Consider the following 17,636-nt stretch of genomic DNA (forward strand, 5'->3'; position numbering starts at 1 on the left):
CGGAAAACCGCACGCACTTTTCCGCATTCCGCTTTACAGAGCCAAAGTGGCGAGCGGCCGGACAAACTGTCCCGCGCCCGGCTCGGCCAAAACCTGGCGACCATCGAAGGCAAGCCTGCCCCGCAGATAGGTCGCTGAAACCCGCCAGGGCAGTCTAATGCCATTATAGGGCGACCAGCCGACGACGTTGTGACCGCTCTCGGCCGCATCATAGACATAGGGCTCCGGCGTTATGACGATGATGTCGGCATCCTTTCCAGGTTCCAGCGCACCCTTCTGATGATCAAGACGGAAATGCCTGGCCGGGTTCAGCGTCATCAGCTCGGCTGCGCGCGTCAAGGGAATGCCGCGCTCCAGCGCGCCCTTGACGAAGAGCGGCACCATGACTTCGAGCCCCGGCACGCCAGATGCGTTCGCCAGCATGTCCGGATTGGTCTTGCGATCCTCAGACCAGCTGACGTGATCGGTAGAGACCATCGTCACCGTGCCGTCGGCCACGTGCCGCCAGAGCTTTTCCACCTCGGCGCGCGGCCGGATCGGCGGGTTGATCTTGGCCTTGCCGCCGAGACGGCGAACATCGTTTTCTTCGTCGAGCGTCAGGTAGTGGATGCAGCACTCGATCGTCGCTTTGTAGCCCTGGGCGCGATAGGCGGCGGCAATCTCATAGCCGCGCCCGAGCGAGCAGTGCACCACATGCGCCGGGCAGCCGGTGGCGGCACCCGTCTCGTAGATCTGGTTGGTGGCGAGCAGTTCCGTCAGCGGCGGACGCGACAGCCCATGGGCGCGGTAGTCGGTGATGCCAGCCGCCTTGACCTTGTCGATCGCGGCACGCACCGCCTCGTCATCCTCGTTGTGGACGCCGGCTGAAAGCCCGGTCGGCGCGATCGCCCGGAAGCAGTCTTCGAGAAGGGCTGCCGGAATGCGGGGAAAGCGCTTTGGATCGGTGCCGAAGGTCGAGAACTTGAAGGCGGCGACACCCGCCTCCACCATCTCGCCGATGCGCGCCGGTCCCTCCTCCGGGTCCACGGTGCCATAGAGCGCGAAGTCGATGCGCGCCTGCGGTCCCGCATGGTCGATCTTGCGGCGAAGGGCTTCGGCAGAGCAGACGAGATTGCCCTCGTCATAGGGCATGTCGACAATGGTGGTCACACCGCCGGCCGCCGCCGAACGGGTCGACCACAGGAAATCCTCCTGGTTCTTCTGCGACAGCGAATGGACCTGCGCGTCGACGGCTCCGGGCAGGATCAGCGCGTTGCCGAGATCATGCCACTCCCGCGCGGCGGGTGCAGCCCCTTGCCCGACATGCACCACCTTGCCGTCGCGCACCGCCACGTGGCCGCCTTCGACGATCCTTTCGGGGAGAACAACGGTGCCTTTCAGAACGAGATCGAAATCGGACATGCTGCTCTCCCAATCGGATTATTTGTCGAGCGCGAAGAAGTCATCGAATTCCGGCATCGGCGCCAGAGCGACGAAGGAGCGCAACAGGTCGTGGCAGGTGAACGCATCCTGCAGCGCCTCGATCTCCTTCGAGAGCGGCCGGTCTTTGAGATACATGGGGCTGACCGAACGGGTCTGGTCATAGGCGCGCTTGACGATCCCCTGCGGCTGGTCGCCGACGAGATCGATCGCCTGGGCCGAAAGCATCGCCTCGATCGCGGCGAGCTGGCGCAGATCGCGCACCTGGGTTTCCATGCGCTCGACGATCAGCGGCAGGAAGGTCGCCTCTTCTTCGAGACCGCCGGCAACCACGATCGACTGCGCCGAAAGCGGCACCGCGAGCGACTGCACGCGCATATAGAGTTCGACCGCAAGCTTCATCAGCGGCCCGAGCCCGGTCGCGACTTCCCCCGGCGCCACCAGATTGACCGAGAGATTGCGGCGTCCGCCGTTCGACAGCAGGATGCAGCGGTTCAAAACGTTGCGCGCCGCATGGGAAAAGGCGATCTGCGCCGCCTCGATATAGAGCGTCGTCGTCAGCGGCAGCGATGCACCGGAGGAATGGACCTGGCCGCCGATGACAACAGGGTTGTCGTCGGAGAGATAGGTCTGCTCCACCAGCCGGCCGGCGGCGACCAGCAGCGTATCGACGACCGCGCCGAAGACCTGGGCGGTCATGCGCAGGCTCAAGGGATCGTGGATCGCCGTCGGTAACGGCCAGTCGGAAATGCCGGACTGGCCATAGAGCCAGGAGCCGACCAGCGCCTCGCCGCGGGTCGAGAGCGTCGCGGCCACCCGCCACGGGTCGGCGGAGGCACCAAGCGCCTGAGACGACATGACGCCGGTGACGAGCAACACGCGGATCGCGGCCGCCGCCTCGCGCAGCACGTTTACGGCAGCGGCAAAGGAAATGGCGTTGACGCTGAGAGCCGCCAGTGCATCGCGCGGCTGCATGACGAACGGCTTGAGACCCGCCTCGGCAAGCGCCGTATCGGCCGAAACGAGGCGCCCTTGGTAATAGGCCTCGCCGACACCGGTCAGCACCGAGGCGATCTGGCCCATCAGCCCGATATCGGCGCAGCCCATGGAGCCGTGGCGGCGCACGGCCGGAATGATGTCGTGCTCGCTGAGTGCCAGAAACGCCCGGATCAGGTCCGGGCTGCAGCCGGTGTGGCCCCGCATCGCGGTGTTCACGCGGATGGCGATCGCCATGCGTACGATCGCCGGCGCAAAGAATTCGCCGGTGCCGAAATGGTGGGCTCTGACCAGCGCATTGTTGAATTCGGCGAGATCGTCGGCGGTCCAGAGCCGGTCCTTCATCGAGCCGACGCCGGTGTTGGAGCCGTAGACGGGAAGCCCCATCGCGACACGTTCGGCAACCACCTTGTGGGCGGCCGCCACCCGTTCCATGCCGCCGTCGTCGGCCACCGGTCGCGCCCTTCCCGCCCCGATATCCTCGAGCGTCGCGAAGTCCAGCGGTTTCCCGCAGAGAACGGTGGTTTTGACCTGATACAGCATGCCGATAAATATCCTTCCGCGCCGAGCGCGCTTCGGTTTCGAAACGGTGCGCGGATGCTCTGATGTCTCGCACCCGACGCTCGAAAACGCCGGGGTGCTTCATGCATGCTATGCGCTTATCGCGCATCCATGCTATATCCCAAATCCGGAACGGGTGATGCATATTTCAGAACGCACCTGGTGAAGGTGCCACGTCCGGGGTCATTGGAATGGATATGGCGACGATCGCGTTGGTCGATGCGGTGCTTCGTGAAGGTGGCGTTCGCCGCGCCGCAACTCGCTGCGGCCGGGCGCCGTCGAGCGTGAGCGCCGCGGTCAAGCGCTTCGAGCAGGCGATCTCCATGCCGCTTTTCCGTCGGGAAGAAACAGCGCTGGTGGTTACGCTCGAAGCGCGCGCGCGCGCCGTCGACGTCGAAGAGGCAACCGGCAAGATCACCGCCATCCTGGAAGGCGTCGGACGGGAGACGACCGCCCCCGTGCCGCCGATCGGCCTCGTCGCGCTCGACCGCTTCGTGCGCATCGCCCGCTCCGGCAGCATCCGTGCCACGGCAAAGGCGCTCGGCCTCGGCCAGCCGCAACTGACGCGGCAGATGGCGGATCTCGAACGCCATCTCGGCACCAGGCTGTTCGAACGCTCCCATGGCGGGGTCCTCTGTACGCCAACCGCGGAGCGGATCATTCCGCTCAGCGAGGCCCTGCTCGATATCTGGGCGCGGCTGACCCACGCCTCTGCCGACCGCTTTCGCCGCGACGTCGCCACCTGGCGGCTCGGCGCCGTCATGCCGCTTGGTCCGGAAAGCGAGATCGCCCGCATGCTGGCGGCCCTGACGGCAAACTGGCACCGCGCCCGCCCGCGCCAACCACTGTTCATTTCCAGCACCACGGCCGACGAACTGCTCGTCGGCCTTCGCAGCCGACGGTTCGATGCCGCGCTGCTCGATGTCGCCGAGATCCCGGCCGACTGTGAGGGCCGGCTGGTGTCGCAGACGCCGCTGGTGCTGGCGGGGCCAGCCTCCGCCCTTTCGGAACTGGGCGGCAACCTGCCCCGGCTGCTCGCCGCCTGCCCGATCGCGGTGCCGAGCGTCCGGAGCGGCCTTCGCCGCGAGGCCGCGCGCTTCCTCGACGACACGCTTGATGAAGCCGAACGGCGGCGCATCACCCTCGTCGAGGTCGATTCCATCCCCGTCATCATCAACCTCGTTCGCCAGCACGGCTATCTCTCGGTGCTGCCGCAATCCTCGCTCGCCCGCGTGCATCGCCCGCCAGCCATGATCCGGCTCGGCCCCGCCTATCGGCAGTCGCTGACACTCGTCTGGCCGCGCGGCGCCTTCGCCGCCGAGATCGGCGAGTTGATGATTTCGATGATGAAGATGAGCGCCGAGACGAGACCGCCGGCGGAATCAGTTCCTGATCATCGGCCGCCAAACGCCTGAAACGACTCTGAAATTCCCGCTTGAATCGATACTTGAAGCGCGCGCTCAGCTCTTCAGCTTCAGCCGCCTGCGCGTTTCGCTCGGGCTTTCACGGTAGTGCGCCCTGTAGCTGCGCGAGAAAGAAGACGACGAGTTGAAGCCGGAGATCGCGGCAATGTCGGCAAATTCCATCCGCGTCTCGATCACCTTGCGCCGCGCTGCATTGAGACGAAGCGCCAGGTAGTGCTCGTGCGGCGCAACGCCCATCGTGTCGCGAAAGAGATCTTGCAGATGCCGGGTGCTGACGCCGATGCGGCGGGCGAGCCTGGCGAGCGTCAAGGGCGCTTCCACCGTTTCCTCCATCAGCTTGACGGCGGCACCGACGCGTGGATCGAGGATGCGCATGTTGCCGATCGTCGGCATCTGCAGGAGATCGCCGCGGGTGCGCTCCTGCTCGTAGATGAAGAGGCGGGAGACTTCGAGTGCCAGCGAATAGCCATGCGCCCGGCGGATCAGCTCCAGCATCAGGTCGAGCGTCGGCAACGAGCCACCGGTCGTGATGCGCTTGCCGTCGATGACGAAGCGCTCGCGCACCATCGTCACCTGCGGGTAGGCGGCGGTGAAATCCTCGAAATCCTCCCAGTGGGTCGTCGCCTTGAAATTGTCGAGCAGGCTGGTCTCGGCAAGCAGCCAGGAGCCGGATTCGATGCCGGCCATCAGCTCGCGGTGCCGCGCGGTCTGCGAGAGCAGCATCTTTAGCTGCGAAGTGGCGCTGCGCTGCCAGTTGTAGCTCGAGAGGATGAAAAGCGGCGACGTCTCGCGCTGCGGCCGGAAGATACCGGAGACCGGAATGGGGATGCCGCTCTTCGTTTCGATCGGCGCACCGTCGGGGCTGTAGATCGTCCAGTCGTAGAGCGGGCGGCCGGCAATGCGGTTGGCGGCACGCATCGGCTCGATGACCGAGGCAACGAGGATCAGATTGGTCTCCGGCAGCACCAGGACATCGACGTGCTGCACCTGCGAAACGTTCTGATCCATGCCCAAACTTCTCCACTCTGTCGCCGATAATGTATAGAATGAAGCCGATAATGAAAAGCAGCGCGGTCTTTCTTGGCTCGTAATGGGCGCAATAAAAGGGAGACAGCAATGCCGCTCAGCATGAACCGCGAGGTATTCATCACCTGTGCCGTCACCGGCTCGGGAGACACCGTTTCAAAGTCCAGCCACGTGCCGATCACGCCGAAAAAGATCGCCGAAGCGGCGGTCGAGGCGGCCAAGGCCGGCGCTGCCGTGGTCCACTGCCACGTCCGCGATCCGGAGACCGGCGCGCCGGCCCGCAGGCTCGATCTCTACAGGGAAGTGACTGACCGTATCCGCTCTGCCGATGTCGACATGGTGCTGAACCTGACCGCCGGCATGGGCGGGGACCTGATCTTCGGCAACGTCGAAAGCCCGCTCCCGCTCAGCGAGAAAGGCACCGACATGGCCGGCGCCACCGAGCGCGTCGCCCACGTGGCCGAATGTCTGCCGGAAATCTGCACGCTCGACTGTGGCACCATGAACTTTTCGCTCGGCGACTACGTCATGACCAACACGCCGTCGATGCTGCGCGAAATGGCCCGCCAGATGACCGCCCTTGGCGTGCGTCCGGAGATCGAAGCCTTCGACACCGGCCACCTCTGGTTTGCCAAGCAGCTGGTCGAGGAAGGCCTGATCGAGGATCCGGTCTTGATCCAGCTCTGCATGGGCATTCCGTGGGGCGCGCCCGACGACCTCAACACCTTCATGGCCATGGTCAACAACGTGCCTGCCAACTGGACCTTCTCGGCCTTCTCCATCGGCCGCAACGCGCTCGCCTATCCGGCAGCAGCCATCCTTGCCGGCGGCAACGTCCGCGTCGGCCTCGAAGACAACCTCTATATCGGCAAGGGCCAGCTCGCCACCAACGGTCAGCTCGTCGAAAAGGCGGTCGGCGTCATCGAGGGCATGGGCGCCAAGATCATCGGACCGAAAGAGGTCCGCGAGAAACTGAAGCTGACGAAGCGCTGAGCAAGGACTGGACACCATGAGCTTTATCACCAAAGCAGCCTGTGTCGGCGGCGGCGTCATCGGCGGCGCCTGGGTGGCGCGCTTTGCGCTTGCCGGCATCGACGTAAATATCTTCGACCCGCATCCGGAAGCCGAGCGCATCATCGGCGAAGTCATGGCCAATGCCGAGCGCGCCTATGCCATGCTGACCATGGCGCCGTTGCCGCCGAAGGGAAAACTCACCTTCTGCAAGAGCATCGAGGAAGCGGTCGAAGGTGCTGACTGGATTCAGGAAAGCGTGCCGGAGCGGCTGGAACTGAAGCGCGGCGTGATCACCAAGATCGATGCCGCCGCAAGGCCCGATGCGCTGATCGGGTCCTCCACCTCGGGCCTTTTGCCCTCCGACCTGCAGTCCGAGATGCACCACCCCGAGCGCATGTTCGTGGCGCATCCCTACAACCCCGTCTACCTCTTGCCGCTCGTCGAGCTCGTCGGCGGCAAGAAGACGTCGAAGGCGACGATCGAGCGCGCCATGCAGGGCGTCGAGCAGATCGGCATGAAGGGCGTCGTCATCGCCAAGGAGATCGAGGCCTTCGTCGGCGACCGCCTGCTCGAGGCACTCTGGCGCGAGGCACTCTGGCTGATCCAGGACGACATCTGCGATACCGAAACGCTCGACAACGTCATGCGTTATTCCTTCGGCATGCGCTGGGCGCAAATGGGCCTGTTCGAGACCTACCGCATCGCCGGCGGCGAGGCCGGCATGCGCCACTTCCTCGCCCAGTTCGGCCCCTGCCTGAAATGGCCCTGGACGAAGTTCACCGACGTCGTCGACCTCGACGATGCGTTGGTCGAAAAGATCGGAGCCCAGTCGGACGCGCAGGCCGCCGGTCGCTCGATCCGCGAGCTCGAACGCATCCGCGACGAAAACCTCGTCGGCATCATGCATGCGCTGAAATCCGGTAACGGCGGCGAAGGCTGGGGTGCGGGCAAGCTGCTTGCCGATTTCGAGGCCAAGCTCTGGGCCAACGCCCGGAAGCCGGAAGCCGACCTCGGCGACGTCAAGCCGCTGCGCATCCTCGACACCAAGGTCAGCGCCGCCTGGGTCGATTACAACGGCCACATGACCGAGCACCGTTATCTCCAGGTCTTCGGCGACACCTCCGACGGCGTGCTGCGCCTCATCGGCGTCGACCTCGACTATGTCCGCGACGGTCACAGCTACTACACGGTCGAGACCCATATCCGGAACCTTGGCGAAGCCAAGCTCGGCGAGGCGCTCTACTCGACCTGCCAGATCCTGTCGTCGGACGAAAAGCGTCTTCACATCTTTTCGACGATCTACAACGCCGCAACCAACGAGGCCGTCGCCACCGCCGAACAGATGATGCTGCATGTCGACAGCAAGGCCGGCAAGGCGGTCGCGGCACCCGAGGCGGTGCTGAGCAAGCTCCGCGCGATCACTGAAGCCCATGCGCAACTGCCGACGCCCGTTGGTGCCGGACGCTTCGTCGGCCAGAAGCGCGCCTGACCGCAACAGCGGCGGGCCAGCAACAACAGGCAGCTTCGCCTTCCGGCGGAGCCGCAAACCGCAGCCGAAGGACGCTTGAGGAGGCGGCCATCGTTTGCGGCACCGACGTCAGCGGCGCGAAAACGAGGGGAACAACACAATGAATTTCGCACTGACCGAAGAACAGCAGATGATCGTCGATACGGTCAGGAGCTTCGTCGAAACGGAAATCTATCCGCATGAGGACGAGGTCGAGCGCACCGGCGTAGTGCCGCGCGAACTCGGTCAGGAGATCGCCCGCAAATGCAAGGAGATCGGCTTCTTCGGCTGTAATTTCCCGGAGGAAGTCGGCGGCGCCGGTCTCGATCACACCTCCTTCACCCTGGTCGAGCGCGAGCTTGGCCGCGGCTCCATGGGCCTGACCGTCTTCTTCGGTCGCCCCTCTGGCATCCTGATGGCCTGCAACGCCGAGCAGCGCGAAAAGTACCTGCTGCCGGCCGTCAAAGGTGACAAGTTCGATGCGCTTGCGATGACCGAGCCGGACGCCGGCTCGGACGTGCGCGGCATGAAGTGCTTTGCCCGCAAGGACGGCGACGACTGGATCGTCAACGGCACGAAGCATTTCATCAGCCACGCCGACATCGCCGATTTCGTCATCGTCTTCATCGCGACCGGCGAAGAGGATACGCCGCGCGGCCCGAAAAAGAAGATCACCTGCTTTCTCGTCGATCGCGGCACGCCCGGCTTCGAGATCCGCAAGGGCTACAATTCCGTGTCGCACCGCGGCTACAACAACTGTGTCCTGACCTTCGACGATTGTCGCCTGCCCTCCGCCCAGATCCTCGGCGAGGTGCACAAGGGTTTCGACGTCGCCAACGACTGGCTGTTCGCCACCCGCCTGACGGTGGCGGCGACTTCGGTCGGCCGTGCCCGTCGCGCCTTCGACTATGCGCTGAATTACGCCGCCGAACGCAAGCAGTTCGGCAAGCCGATCGGTGCCAACCAGGGCGTCTCCTTCAAGCTCGCCGACATGATCACCGAGATCGACGCCGCCGACCTCCTGACCCTTTCGGCCGCCTGGCGGCTCGATAACGGCCTGCCCTCGAACCGCGAGATTGCGTCCGCCAAGGTTTTTGCCACCGAGATGCTCGCCCGCGTCACCGACGAGGCGATCCAGATCTTCGGCGGCATGGGCCTGATGGACGACCTGCCGCTCGCCCGCTTCTGGCGCGACGCTCGCGTCGAACGCATCTGGGACGGCACGTCTGAAATCCAGCGCCACATCATCAGCCGCGACCTGCTGCGGCCTCTGGGAGCGTGATCGGCCGATGATACGCTCCCTCGACCGCCTCATCCGCCCGCGCACCATCGCCGTCTTCGGCGGCAAGGAAGCCCGGCGTGTCATCGAGCAATGCGACAAGATGGGCTTTACCGGTGAGATCTGGCCGGTGCACCCGCGCGAAGCCGAAATCCTCGGCCGCAAGTGCTATCGCTCGGTGGCAGAACTGCCAGGCGCACCGGATGCCTCCTTCGTCGGCGTCAACCGGCAGCTGACGATCGATATCATCCGCGATCTTGCGAGCCGCGGCGCCGGCGGCGCCGTCTGCTACGCCTCCGGCTTTCGCGAGGCGGCAAGCGAGCTTGACGACGGCAACGACATGCAGGAGGCGCTGGTGGCGGCTGCCGGCGACATGCCGATCGTCGGGCCGAATTGCTACGGCTTCATCAACATGCTCGATGGCGCCCTGCTCTGGCCGGACCAACACGGCATGCAACGCGTCGAAAAAGGCGTCGCGATCCTGACGCAGTCCTCCAACATCGCCTGCAACATTTCGATGCAGACGCGCGGTCTGCCGCTTGCCTATGTCATGACCGCCGGCAACCAGGCGCAGACGGGTCTGTCGGACATCGCCTGCGCCGTGCTCGAAGACCCGCGCGTCACCGCCGTCGGCCTGCATATCGAGGGTTTCGACAGCGTTGCTGCCCTCGAGCGGCTGGCGACGCGCGCGCGCGAACTCGGCAAACCGGTCGTGACGCTGAAGGTCGGCAAGTCGGAAGCGGCCCAGCTTGCGACGGTGTCGCACACCGCATCGCTTGCCGGCAACGACCGCGTCTCCTCGGCGCTTCTTGCCCGCCTCGGCATCGGCCGCGTCGACACGTTGCCGGCGCTCTTGGAAACGCTGAAGCTGCTGCATGTGGCAGGCCCACTCGAGAGCAACGACATCTCCTCGATGAGCTGCTCCGGCGGCGAGGCCTCGCTGATGGCGGATGCCGGCGAGCGCTACCGGGTCAATTACCGGCCCTTGCGCGACGAGCAGAAGAAGCCGCTGAAGGATGCGCTCGGCGAGATGGTGACGATCGCCAACCCGCTCGACTACCACACCTTCGTCTGGGGCAACCGCGAGAAGCAGACCACCGCCTTTACCGCCATGATGAAGGGCGGCTACGCGATCAACCTGCTCGTGCTCGACTTCCCGCGCCTTGACCGCTGCGACCCGGCAGACTGGGAAACCACCTGCCATGCGGTGATCGACGCGGCCCGGGCAACGGGTGCCCGCGCCGGCATCGTCGCCAGCCTTGGCGAAAACATGCCGGAAGCCACCGCCCTCTTCCTGATGAAGGCGGGTGTCGTGCCCTTCTTCGGCATCGAGGAAGCACTGGCAGCCATCGAGACGGCCGCCGAGATCGGCACCGCCTGGGCCAAGCCCGTCCCGCCCCGCCTGCACGATGGCGGTGTCGCCGCTGCCGGTGAAGCCATCACGCTCAGCGAACACGAGGCCAAGGTGGAGCTTGCTGCCGCCGGCCTGACCGTGCCGAAGGGCAAGACCGCAGCAACCGCCGAAGAAGCCGCAGACGCTGCCGAAGCGCTCGGTTTCCCGGTCGTGCTGAAAGGCCTCGGCGTCGCCCACAAGACCGAAGCGGGTGCCGTGAAGCTCAACCTTGCGAGCCGCGCGGACGTCCTTGCGGCGGCCAAGGCCATGGCCGCCGTCACCTCCGGGTACCTTGTCGAGAAGATGGTGGCGAAACCGGTCGCCGAGCTCATTATCGGCGCCATGCGCGACCCCGTCGCCGGCCCGGTTTTGACGATCGGTGCCGGCGGCATCCTCGTGGAACTGCTCGATGATTCCGCCATCCTGACGCTGCCGACGACGCCGGAAGCGATCGGGGAAGCAATCGGCGGGCTGAAGATCCGCAAGCTGCTCGACGGTTATCGCGGCGCGCCTGCTGCCGATTACGCCGCTTTAACCGCGGCTGTCGCGGCAGCGGCATCCTATGTCGTTGCAAACGCTTCGAAACTCGAAGAACTGGATATCAATCCATTGATGGTGTTGCCGAACGGTCAGGGTGCCGTTGCCGCCGACGCTCTCATTCGCCGGAGGAACTGACCCTCATGACCGGACCGATCCTCACACGCCGCGAAGGCGGTATTCTGGAAGTCACGATCGACCGGCCGAAGGCGAACGCCATCGACCTGAAAACCAGCCGGGTCATGGGCGAGATCTTCCGCGACTTCCGCGACGACGACAGCCTACGTGTCGCGATCATCACCGGCGCCGGTGAAAAATTCTTCTGTCCGGGATGGGACCTGAAGGCTGCTGCCGACGGTGACGCGGTCGATGGTGACTACGGCGTCGGCGGCTTCGGCGGCATGCAGGAACTGCGCGATCTCAACAAGCCGATCATCGCCGCGATCAACGGCATCTGCTGCGGCGGCGGCCTCGAGATCGCGCTTTCGACCGACCTGATCCTTGCCGCCGAACACGCGACCTTCGCGTTGCCCGAAATCCGCTCCGGCACCGTTGCCGATGCTGCCTCGATCAAGCTGCCGAAGCGCATCCCCTATCACATCGCCATGGACATGCTTCTGACCGGCCGCTGGCTCGACGTGCAGGAAGCCCACCGCTGGGGCTTCGTCAACGAGATCCTGCCGGCAGGCAAACTGATGGAGCGCGCCTGGGAGCTCGCCCGCCTGCTCGAAAGCGGCCCGCCGCTGGTCTATGCGGCGATCAAGGAAGTGGTCCGCGCCGCCGAGGGCGAAGCCTTCCAGACGACCATGAACAAGATCACCCAGCGGCAGTTCAAAACCGTCGATATTCTCTATTCGAGCGAAGACCAGCTGGAGGGCGCGCGCGCCTTCGCGGAGAAGCGCGACCCCGTGTGGAAGGGGCGCTGAGACCGAACGAGAGTGCGTGCGGTTTCCGCCCGCAACCCGCTTCGAAGAGCACCGCCAACCCTTGGCGGCGCAGGCAACAGAGCCGGATGGACCGGCACCGGAACGTGACGAGACGCGCGGGCAACATCGCGCGCCATTAAACACGTGTCCATAAGCCATGCTTATGGAAATAAATTGTAATTTAGGGCGTTACAACAAGAGTTCCAGCGATTACGCTTATCGATCTGAACGAAGGACGCCCGGCCAGAAGGAAGGAGAGACAAGAACCCGGAAGAAAACAAGCGGCCCTCCGGCCCAGTCCGAAGCCATCGATACAATGGCTGTACGCAGCAATCTCTACCAACCACAACGAACGGCGAATGCCGACGAGAAAAGGGAACAGGGGAATGAGCGATTACAAGGATTACCTCACACGACAGGTCATGCTCGGCAAGATGAACCGGCGCGAGTTTTTGGGCCGCGCGGCAGCAGCCGGCATTCTCGCCTCGACGGCCGGCACTTTGTTTGCCACCAGCGCTGCAGCGCAGGAGCCGAAGCGCGGCGGTCACCTGAAACTCGGTCTCGAAGGCGCTGCCGCCACCGACTCGAAGGACCCGGCCAAGGCGCTGTCGCAATTCATGTTCGTCGTCGGCCGCAACTGGGGCGACATGCTCGTCGAAAGCCACCCGACGACCGGCGCGCCGGTGCCGGCACTCGCCGAATCCTGGGAGCCCTCGACCGACGCGTCGACCTGGACCTTTACCATCCGCAAGGGCGTAAAATTCCACGACGGCAAGGAGCTGACGCTCGACGACGTCATCAAGACGCTGCAGCGCCACACCGACGAAAAGTCTGAATCCGGCGCGCTCGGCGTGATGAAGTCGATCAAGGAAATCAAGGCCGACGGCGACAAGCTGGTGCTCGTGCTGACCGAAGGCAATGCCGACCTGCCGCTGCTTCTGACCGACTATCACCTCATCATCCAGCCGGGCGGCGGCATCGACAAGCCGGACGCGATGATCGGCACCGGCCCCTTCAAGGTGACGAGCTTCGAAGCCGGCGTTCGTGCCACCTTCGAGAAGAATGCCGACGACTGGCGCACCGACCGCGGCTATGTGGACTCGGTCGAGCTGATCGCCATGAACGACGCCACGGCCCGCATCGCCGCGCTTTCCTCCGGCCAGGTGCACTACATCAACCGCGTCGATCCGAAGACGGTCAACCTTCTGAAGAAGGCGCCGACGGTCGAGATCCTGAACACGTCCGGCCGCGGCCACTACGTGTTCATCATGCATTGCAACACCGCACCCTTCGACAACAACGACCTGCGCATGGCGCTGAAATATTCGATGGACCGCGAGACCATGGTCCAGCGCATCCTCGGCGGTTACGGCAAGGTCGGCAACGACTTCCCGATCAACGACACCTACGCCCTCTTCCCCGAAGGCATCGAGCAGCGTGCCTATGATCCGGACAAGGCGGCCTTCCACTACAAGAAATCCGGCCACAGCGGTCCGGTACTGCTGCGCACCTCCGACGTCGCCTTCCCGGGTGCTGTCGATGCAGCGGTGCTCTACCAGGAAAGCGCCAAGAAGGCGGGCATCGAGATCGAGGTCAAGCGCGAGCCGGGTGACGGCTACTGGACCAACGTCTGGAACGTACAGCCCTTCTCCACCTCCTACTGGGGCGGCCGTCCGACCCAGGACCAGATGTACTCCACCGCCTATCTTTCGACCGCCGACTGGAACGACACCCGCTTCAAGCGTCCGGATTTCGACAAGATCCTGCTCGAGGCCCGCTCGGAACTCGACGAGGCCAAGCGCAAGGACATGTACCGCACCATGGCCATGATGGTGCGTGACGAAGGCGGCCTGATCCTGCCGATGTTCAACGACTTCGTGAACGCCTCCACCAAGCAGGTGAAAGGCTACGTGCACGACATCGGCAACGACATGTCGAACGGCTATGTCGCAACCCGGGTATGGCTGGACGCATGATGATGGAAAGCGGACCGCTCACTGGTCCGGTTCCGACGGATGGAACCGCGGGTGCAACACACCCGCGGTCTGCCGAACTTTCCGGAGTACCAGCAAAACCCAACCCTGCCACCAATCCCTCGAACGGTGAAATCGGCGGCACCTTCTGGCGGCGCTTCACCTTCCGCCGCCCGCTCGCGGCGCTGATCCTGCAGCGCCTCGGCTTGAGCGTCGGCCTTCTGTTCGCCGTATCGCTGATGATCTTCGGCGGCATCGAGGCGCTTCCAGGCGACTTCGCCACCACCTATCTCGGCCAGTCGGCAACGCCGCAGGCGGTCGAAAACATCCGCAAGGATCTCGGCCTCGACCGGCCCTGGACCGAACGCTACGTCTCCTGGCTCGGCGGCGCTGTCCAAGGCGATTTCGGCACCTCCTGGGCGAGCAAGAACTCGGTCGGCGAGCAGATTTCCAAGCGCCTCGGCAACTCGCTGTTCCTTGCCTTCTTCGCAGCCCTCGTCTCCGTACCGCTCGCCGTCGGCCTCGGCATGCTGGCGGTGCAGTTCCGCAACCGGCTGCCCGACAAGATCATCAACGTCGTCTCGCTCGCGGCGATCTCGCTGCCCGAGTTCTTCGTCGGCTATCTCCTGATCATGTTCTTCGCCGTCAAATACGGCGTCGCGACCTTCCCCGCGACCGTCTATGACAGCATGAGCTTCACCGAACGTCTCTCGGCGATCGCGCTTCCCGTCGCGACCCTCGTTCTCGTCGTTCTCGCCCACATGATGCGCATGACCCGCGCGGCGATCCTCAACGTCATGTCGTCGGCCTATGTCGAGACGGCGGAACTGAAGGGCCTCGGCATGTTCCGCATCATCGCGCGTCACGCCGCCCCCAATGCGGTGGCGCCGGTCATCAACGTCATTGCGCTCAACCTGGCCTATCTCGTGGTCGGCGTCGTCGTGGTCGAAGTGGTCTTCGTCTATCCGGGCATGGGCCAATATATGGTGGATGCGGTGACCGTGCGCGACATGCCGGTCGTTCAGGCCTGCGGTCTGATCTTTGCCGCCTTCTACATCTTCCTGAACATGGCGGCCGACATTCTCGCGATCATCGCCAACCCGAGACTGAGGCATCCGCGATGAACCTGAGATCCATCCCCTTCAGCGCCTGGATCGGCATCGCCGGCATCGCGATTGCGATCTTCTGCGCCCTCTTTGCGCCTGTCATCGCCCCCTTCGGTGAACGCGACGTGGTCGGCGACGTCTGGCTTCCGGCCGGCGGCGACTTCTTGCTCGGCACCGACAATCTCGGCCGCGACCTGCTGTCGCGTCTGATCTATGGCGCCCGCACCACCATCTTCGTGGCATTTGCGGCAACCGTGCTTTCCTTCTCGCTCGGCATGATCCTGAGCTTCACCGCCGCTGTTGTCGGTGGTTTCACGGACCAGCTGTTTTCCCGCTTCAACGACCTGATGATGGCGATTCCGACGCTCATTTTCGCCCTCGTCGTTCTCGCCGTCCTGCCGCAGCATCTGTGGATCCTGATCCTGGTGATGGCGGTACTCGACAGTACCCGCGTCTTCCGCATCGGCCGCGCCGTGGCGCTCGATGTCGCGGTCATGGAGTTCGTCGAGGCGGCAAGGCTGCGTGGAGAAGGTTCGCTCTGGATCATCTTCCGCGAGATCCTGCCGAACACGCTGTCGCCGCTCTTGGCCGAATTCGGCCTGCGCTTCGCCTTCTCGATCCTGTTCCTCTCCACCCTCTCCTTCCTCGGCCTCGGCATCCAGCCGCCGGCAGCCGACTGGGGCGGCATGGTCAAGGACAACAAGGACGGCATCATCTTCGGCATTTCGGCAGCGCTCATCCCCGGTGCTGCGATCGCGACGCTCGCGATCTGCGTCAACCTTGTGGTCGACTGGCTGATGAAGAGAACCTCCAGCCTCAAGGGAGGACGCGGCGATGCCTGAGATGCTCTCCGTCAAGAACTTGAAGATCGAAGCGACCAGCTACCCGCCGGGCGAACCGCCGAAGGTTGTCACCCTCGTCGAGGGCGTCTCCTTCGACGTTCAGAAGGGCAAGGTGCTCGGCCTCATCGGCGAGTCCGGCGCCGGCAAGTCGACCATCGGCCTTTCGGCGCTCGCCTATGGCCGCGGCGGCGTGCGCATCACTGGCGGCCAGGTCCTGCTCGACGGCAAGGACATTCTGACGCTCGACAAGAACGGCATCCGCTCGATCCGCGGCGCCCGCGTCTGCTACGTCGCGCAATCGGCAGCGGCCGCCTTCAATCCGGCGCATCGGCTTGGCGACCAGGTGATCGAGGCGTCGCTCCGCCACGGCATCATGAGCCGCGAGGAGGCTAAGAAGCGGGCGCTCTATCTCTTCCGCGTGCTGGGCCTGCCCAATCCGGAAACCTTTGGCGAGCGCTATCCGCACCAGGTCTCCGGCGGCCAGCTGCAGCGCGCCATGACCGCCATGGCGCTCTGCCCCAACCCGGAGCTGATCGTCTTCGACGAGCCGACGACCGCGCTCGACGTCACCACCCAGATCGACGTGCTCGCCGCGATCAAGCATGCGATCGAAGAGACGCACACGGCAGCCCTCTACATCACCCACGACCTCGCCGTCGTCGCCCAGATCTCCGACGACATCATGGTGCTGCGCCATGGCAAGACGGTGGAATACGGCTCGACGAAGCAGATCATCGAAGAGCCGCGCGAGGATTACACCCGGGCACTCGTCAGCGTCCGCCAGACGAAACGCGAGGAAGCCGCCGACCAGACCGGGACGCAGTTGAAGATCGAGCATATCAGCGCCGGCTATGCCAACGGCTTCAAGGTGCTGCATGATGTCTCGATGCATCTGCCGAAAGGCCAGACACTGGCGATCGTCGGCGAAAGCGGCTCGGGCAAGTCCACCCTTGCCCGCGTCATCACCGGGCTTTTGCCGCCGACCGAGGGGCGCATCACCTTCGAGGGCAAGGAGCTGCCGCGGGCGCTGAAAGGCCGCAGCAACGACGAGCTCCGCCGCATCCAGATGATCTACCAGATGGCCGATACGGCGATGAACCCGCGCCAGACGGTGCGAGACATCGTCGGTCGACCGCTCTCCTTCTACTTCGGCATGCACGGCCAGAAGAAGACGGAGCGGGTCAAGGAACTGCTCGACCAGATCGAAATGGGAACGCGTTTCCTCGATCGTTATCCGGCCGAACTTTCGGGCGGCCAGAAGCAGCGCGTGGCGATCGCAAGGGCGCTCGCCGCCAAACCGGAGCTGATCCTCTGCGACGAGCCCACCTCGGCACTCGATCCGCTTGTGGCCGAAGGCATCCTGAATCTGCTTCTTAAGCTTCAGGAGGAAACCGCTGTTTCCTATGTCTTTATCACCCACGACATCGCCATCGTGCGGGCGATCGCCGACAGCGTCGCGGTCATGCATCGCGGCCGCCTCGTGCGCTTCGGGCCGAAGTCGAAGGTGCTGTCGCCACCCTTCGACGACTACACGGACCTGCTGTTGAAGTCGGTTCCGGAGATGGAAATCGGCTGGCTGGAGCGGGTGCTGAAGACACGCCGCATGGAAAGCGCCGGCAACTGAAAAACGAGA

12 protein-coding genes and 1 pseudogene are annotated in these 17,636 nt (G+C 64.4%); 10 read left to right on the plus strand and 3 right to left on the minus strand.

Features of this window, described 5'->3' with window-relative positions:
- Window positions 1-33: 33 nt before the first annotated feature.
- Both IB277_RS11350 and IB277_RS11355 read right to left on the minus strand, forming a co-directional pair.
- Entirely contained in the window at window positions 34-1,401 is a 1,368-nt protein-coding gene (locus IB277_RS11350; protein WP_110818690.1) for a dihydroorotase family protein, read from the minus strand.
- A gap of 18 nt (window positions 1,402-1,419) precedes the next feature.
- Window positions 1,420-2,958 (minus strand): aromatic amino acid ammonia-lyase, encoded by a 1,539-nt coding sequence (locus IB277_RS11355; protein ID WP_034792145.1) that lies wholly within the window; start codon window positions 2,956-2,958, stop codon window positions 1,420-1,422.
- 215 nt (window positions 2,959-3,173) lie between these two features.
- Here IB277_RS11355 and IB277_RS11360 point away from each other — a divergent pair, with 215 nt between their 5' ends.
- Entirely contained in the window at window positions 3,174-4,391 is a 1,218-nt protein-coding gene (locus tag IB277_RS11360) for a LysR family transcriptional regulator (RefSeq protein ID WP_181432579.1), read from the plus strand.
- 45 nt (window positions 4,392-4,436) lie between these two features.
- Here the strand turns inward: IB277_RS11360 and IB277_RS11365 are convergent.
- A pseudogene (locus IB277_RS11365) lies at window positions 4,437-5,548 on the minus strand (GlxA family transcriptional regulator).
- Between IB277_RS11365 and IB277_RS11370 the strand changes: the two are divergent.
- The 9 genes from IB277_RS11370 (at window position 5,517) to IB277_RS11410 (ending at window position 17,627) form a co-directional block, all read left to right on the plus strand.
- The gene (locus IB277_RS11370; RefSeq protein ID WP_090294344.1) at window positions 5,517-6,419 is read left to right on the plus strand and encodes a 3-keto-5-aminohexanoate cleavage protein; all 903 of its coding nucleotides are present in this window, start codon (window positions 5,517-5,519) and stop codon (window positions 6,417-6,419) included. The pseudogene IB277_RS11365 and the gene IB277_RS11370 overlap by 32 nt on opposite strands.
- A gap of 16 nt (window positions 6,420-6,435) precedes the next feature.
- Entirely contained in the window at window positions 6,436-7,929 is a 1,494-nt protein-coding gene (locus IB277_RS11375) for a carnitine 3-dehydrogenase (protein ID WP_090294345.1), read from the plus strand.
- Window positions 7,930-8,068: 139 nt separating this feature from the next.
- Window positions 8,069-9,229 (plus strand): acyl-CoA dehydrogenase family protein, encoded by a 1,161-nt coding sequence (locus IB277_RS11380; protein ID WP_029742617.1) that lies wholly within the window; start codon window positions 8,069-8,071, stop codon window positions 9,227-9,229.
- Window positions 9,230-9,236: 7 nt separating this feature from the next.
- Window positions 9,237-11,294: an acetate--CoA ligase family protein gene (locus IB277_RS11385; protein ID WP_090294346.1), complete on the plus strand. Its 2,058-nt coding sequence runs from the start codon at window positions 9,237-9,239 to the stop codon at window positions 11,292-11,294.
- A gap of 5 nt (window positions 11,295-11,299) precedes the next feature.
- Window positions 11,300-12,082 (plus strand): carnitinyl-CoA dehydratase, encoded by a 783-nt coding sequence (locus IB277_RS11390; RefSeq protein WP_029742615.1) that lies wholly within the window; start codon window positions 11,300-11,302, stop codon window positions 12,080-12,082.
- 386 nt (window positions 12,083-12,468) lie between these two features.
- Window positions 12,469-14,058 carry an ABC transporter substrate-binding protein gene (locus IB277_RS11395; RefSeq protein ID WP_029742614.1) on the plus strand — a complete coding sequence of 530 codons (1,590 nt, stop codon included), beginning with the start codon at window positions 12,469-12,471 and terminating at the stop codon, window positions 14,056-14,058.
- On the plus strand, window positions 14,043-15,179 hold the full coding sequence (locus IB277_RS11400; RefSeq protein ID WP_060515884.1) for an ABC transporter permease: 1,137 nt from the start codon (window positions 14,043-14,045) through the stop codon (window positions 15,177-15,179). The genes IB277_RS11395 and IB277_RS11400 overlap by 16 nt, the downstream gene beginning before the upstream one ends.
- Window positions 15,176-16,003 carry an ABC transporter permease gene (locus IB277_RS11405; RefSeq protein ID WP_029742612.1) on the plus strand — a complete coding sequence of 276 codons (828 nt, stop codon included), beginning with the start codon at window positions 15,176-15,178 and terminating at the stop codon, window positions 16,001-16,003. The genes IB277_RS11400 and IB277_RS11405 overlap by 4 nt, the downstream gene beginning before the upstream one ends.
- Window positions 15,996-17,627 (plus strand): ABC transporter ATP-binding protein, encoded by a 1,632-nt coding sequence (locus IB277_RS11410; protein ID WP_029742611.1) that lies wholly within the window; start codon window positions 15,996-15,998, stop codon window positions 17,625-17,627. Before IB277_RS11405 ends, IB277_RS11410 begins: the two co-directional genes overlap by 8 nt.
- Window positions 17,628-17,636: the final 9 nt, after the last annotated feature.

Origin of the sequence: Ensifer sp. ENS07 (assembly GCF_014852185.1) — a bacterium.
Classification (GTDB): Bacteria; Pseudomonadota; Alphaproteobacteria; order Rhizobiales; family Rhizobiaceae; genus Ensifer; species Ensifer adhaerens.

What these genes read in the sequence shown, in the direction of transcription:
- IB277_RS11370 (WP_090294344.1), top strand. Translation starts at nt 5,517, where the DNA reads ATGCCGCTCAGCATGAACCGCGAGGTATTCATCACCTGTGCCGTCACC.
- IB277_RS11405 (WP_029742612.1), top strand. Translation starts at nt 15,176, where the DNA reads ATGAACCTGAGATCCATCCCCTTCAGCGCCTGGATCGGCATCGCCGGC.
- IB277_RS11410 (WP_029742611.1), top strand. Translation starts at nt 15,996, where the DNA reads ATGCCTGAGATGCTCTCCGTCAAGAACTTGAAGATCGAAGCGACCAGC.
- IB277_RS11375 (WP_090294345.1), top strand. Translation starts at nt 6,436, where the DNA reads ATGAGCTTTATCACCAAAGCAGCCTGTGTCGGCGGCGGCGTCATCGGC.
- IB277_RS11380 (WP_029742617.1), top strand. Translation starts at nt 8,069, where the DNA reads ATGAATTTCGCACTGACCGAAGAACAGCAGATGATCGTCGATACGGTC.
- IB277_RS11385 (WP_090294346.1), top strand. Translation starts at nt 9,237, where the DNA reads ATGATACGCTCCCTCGACCGCCTCATCCGCCCGCGCACCATCGCCGTC.
- IB277_RS11390 (WP_029742615.1), top strand. Translation starts at nt 11,300, where the DNA reads ATGACCGGACCGATCCTCACACGCCGCGAAGGCGGTATTCTGGAAGTC.
- IB277_RS11395 (WP_029742614.1), top strand. Translation starts at nt 12,469, where the DNA reads ATGAGCGATTACAAGGATTACCTCACACGACAGGTCATGCTCGGCAAG.
- IB277_RS11350 (WP_110818690.1), bottom strand. Translation starts at nt 1,401, where the DNA reads ATGTCCGATTTCGATCTCGTTCTGAAAGGCACCGTTGTTCTCCCCGAA.
- IB277_RS11360 (WP_181432579.1), top strand. Translation starts at nt 3,174, where the DNA reads ATGGCGACGATCGCGTTGGTCGATGCGGTGCTTCGTGAAGGTGGCGTT.
- IB277_RS11355 (WP_034792145.1), bottom strand. Translation starts at nt 2,958, where the DNA reads ATGCTGTATCAGGTCAAAACCACCGTTCTCTGCGGGAAACCGCTGGAC.
- IB277_RS11400 (WP_060515884.1), top strand. Translation starts at nt 14,043, where the DNA reads ATGGCTGGACGCATGATGATGGAAAGCGGACCGCTCACTGGTCCGGTT.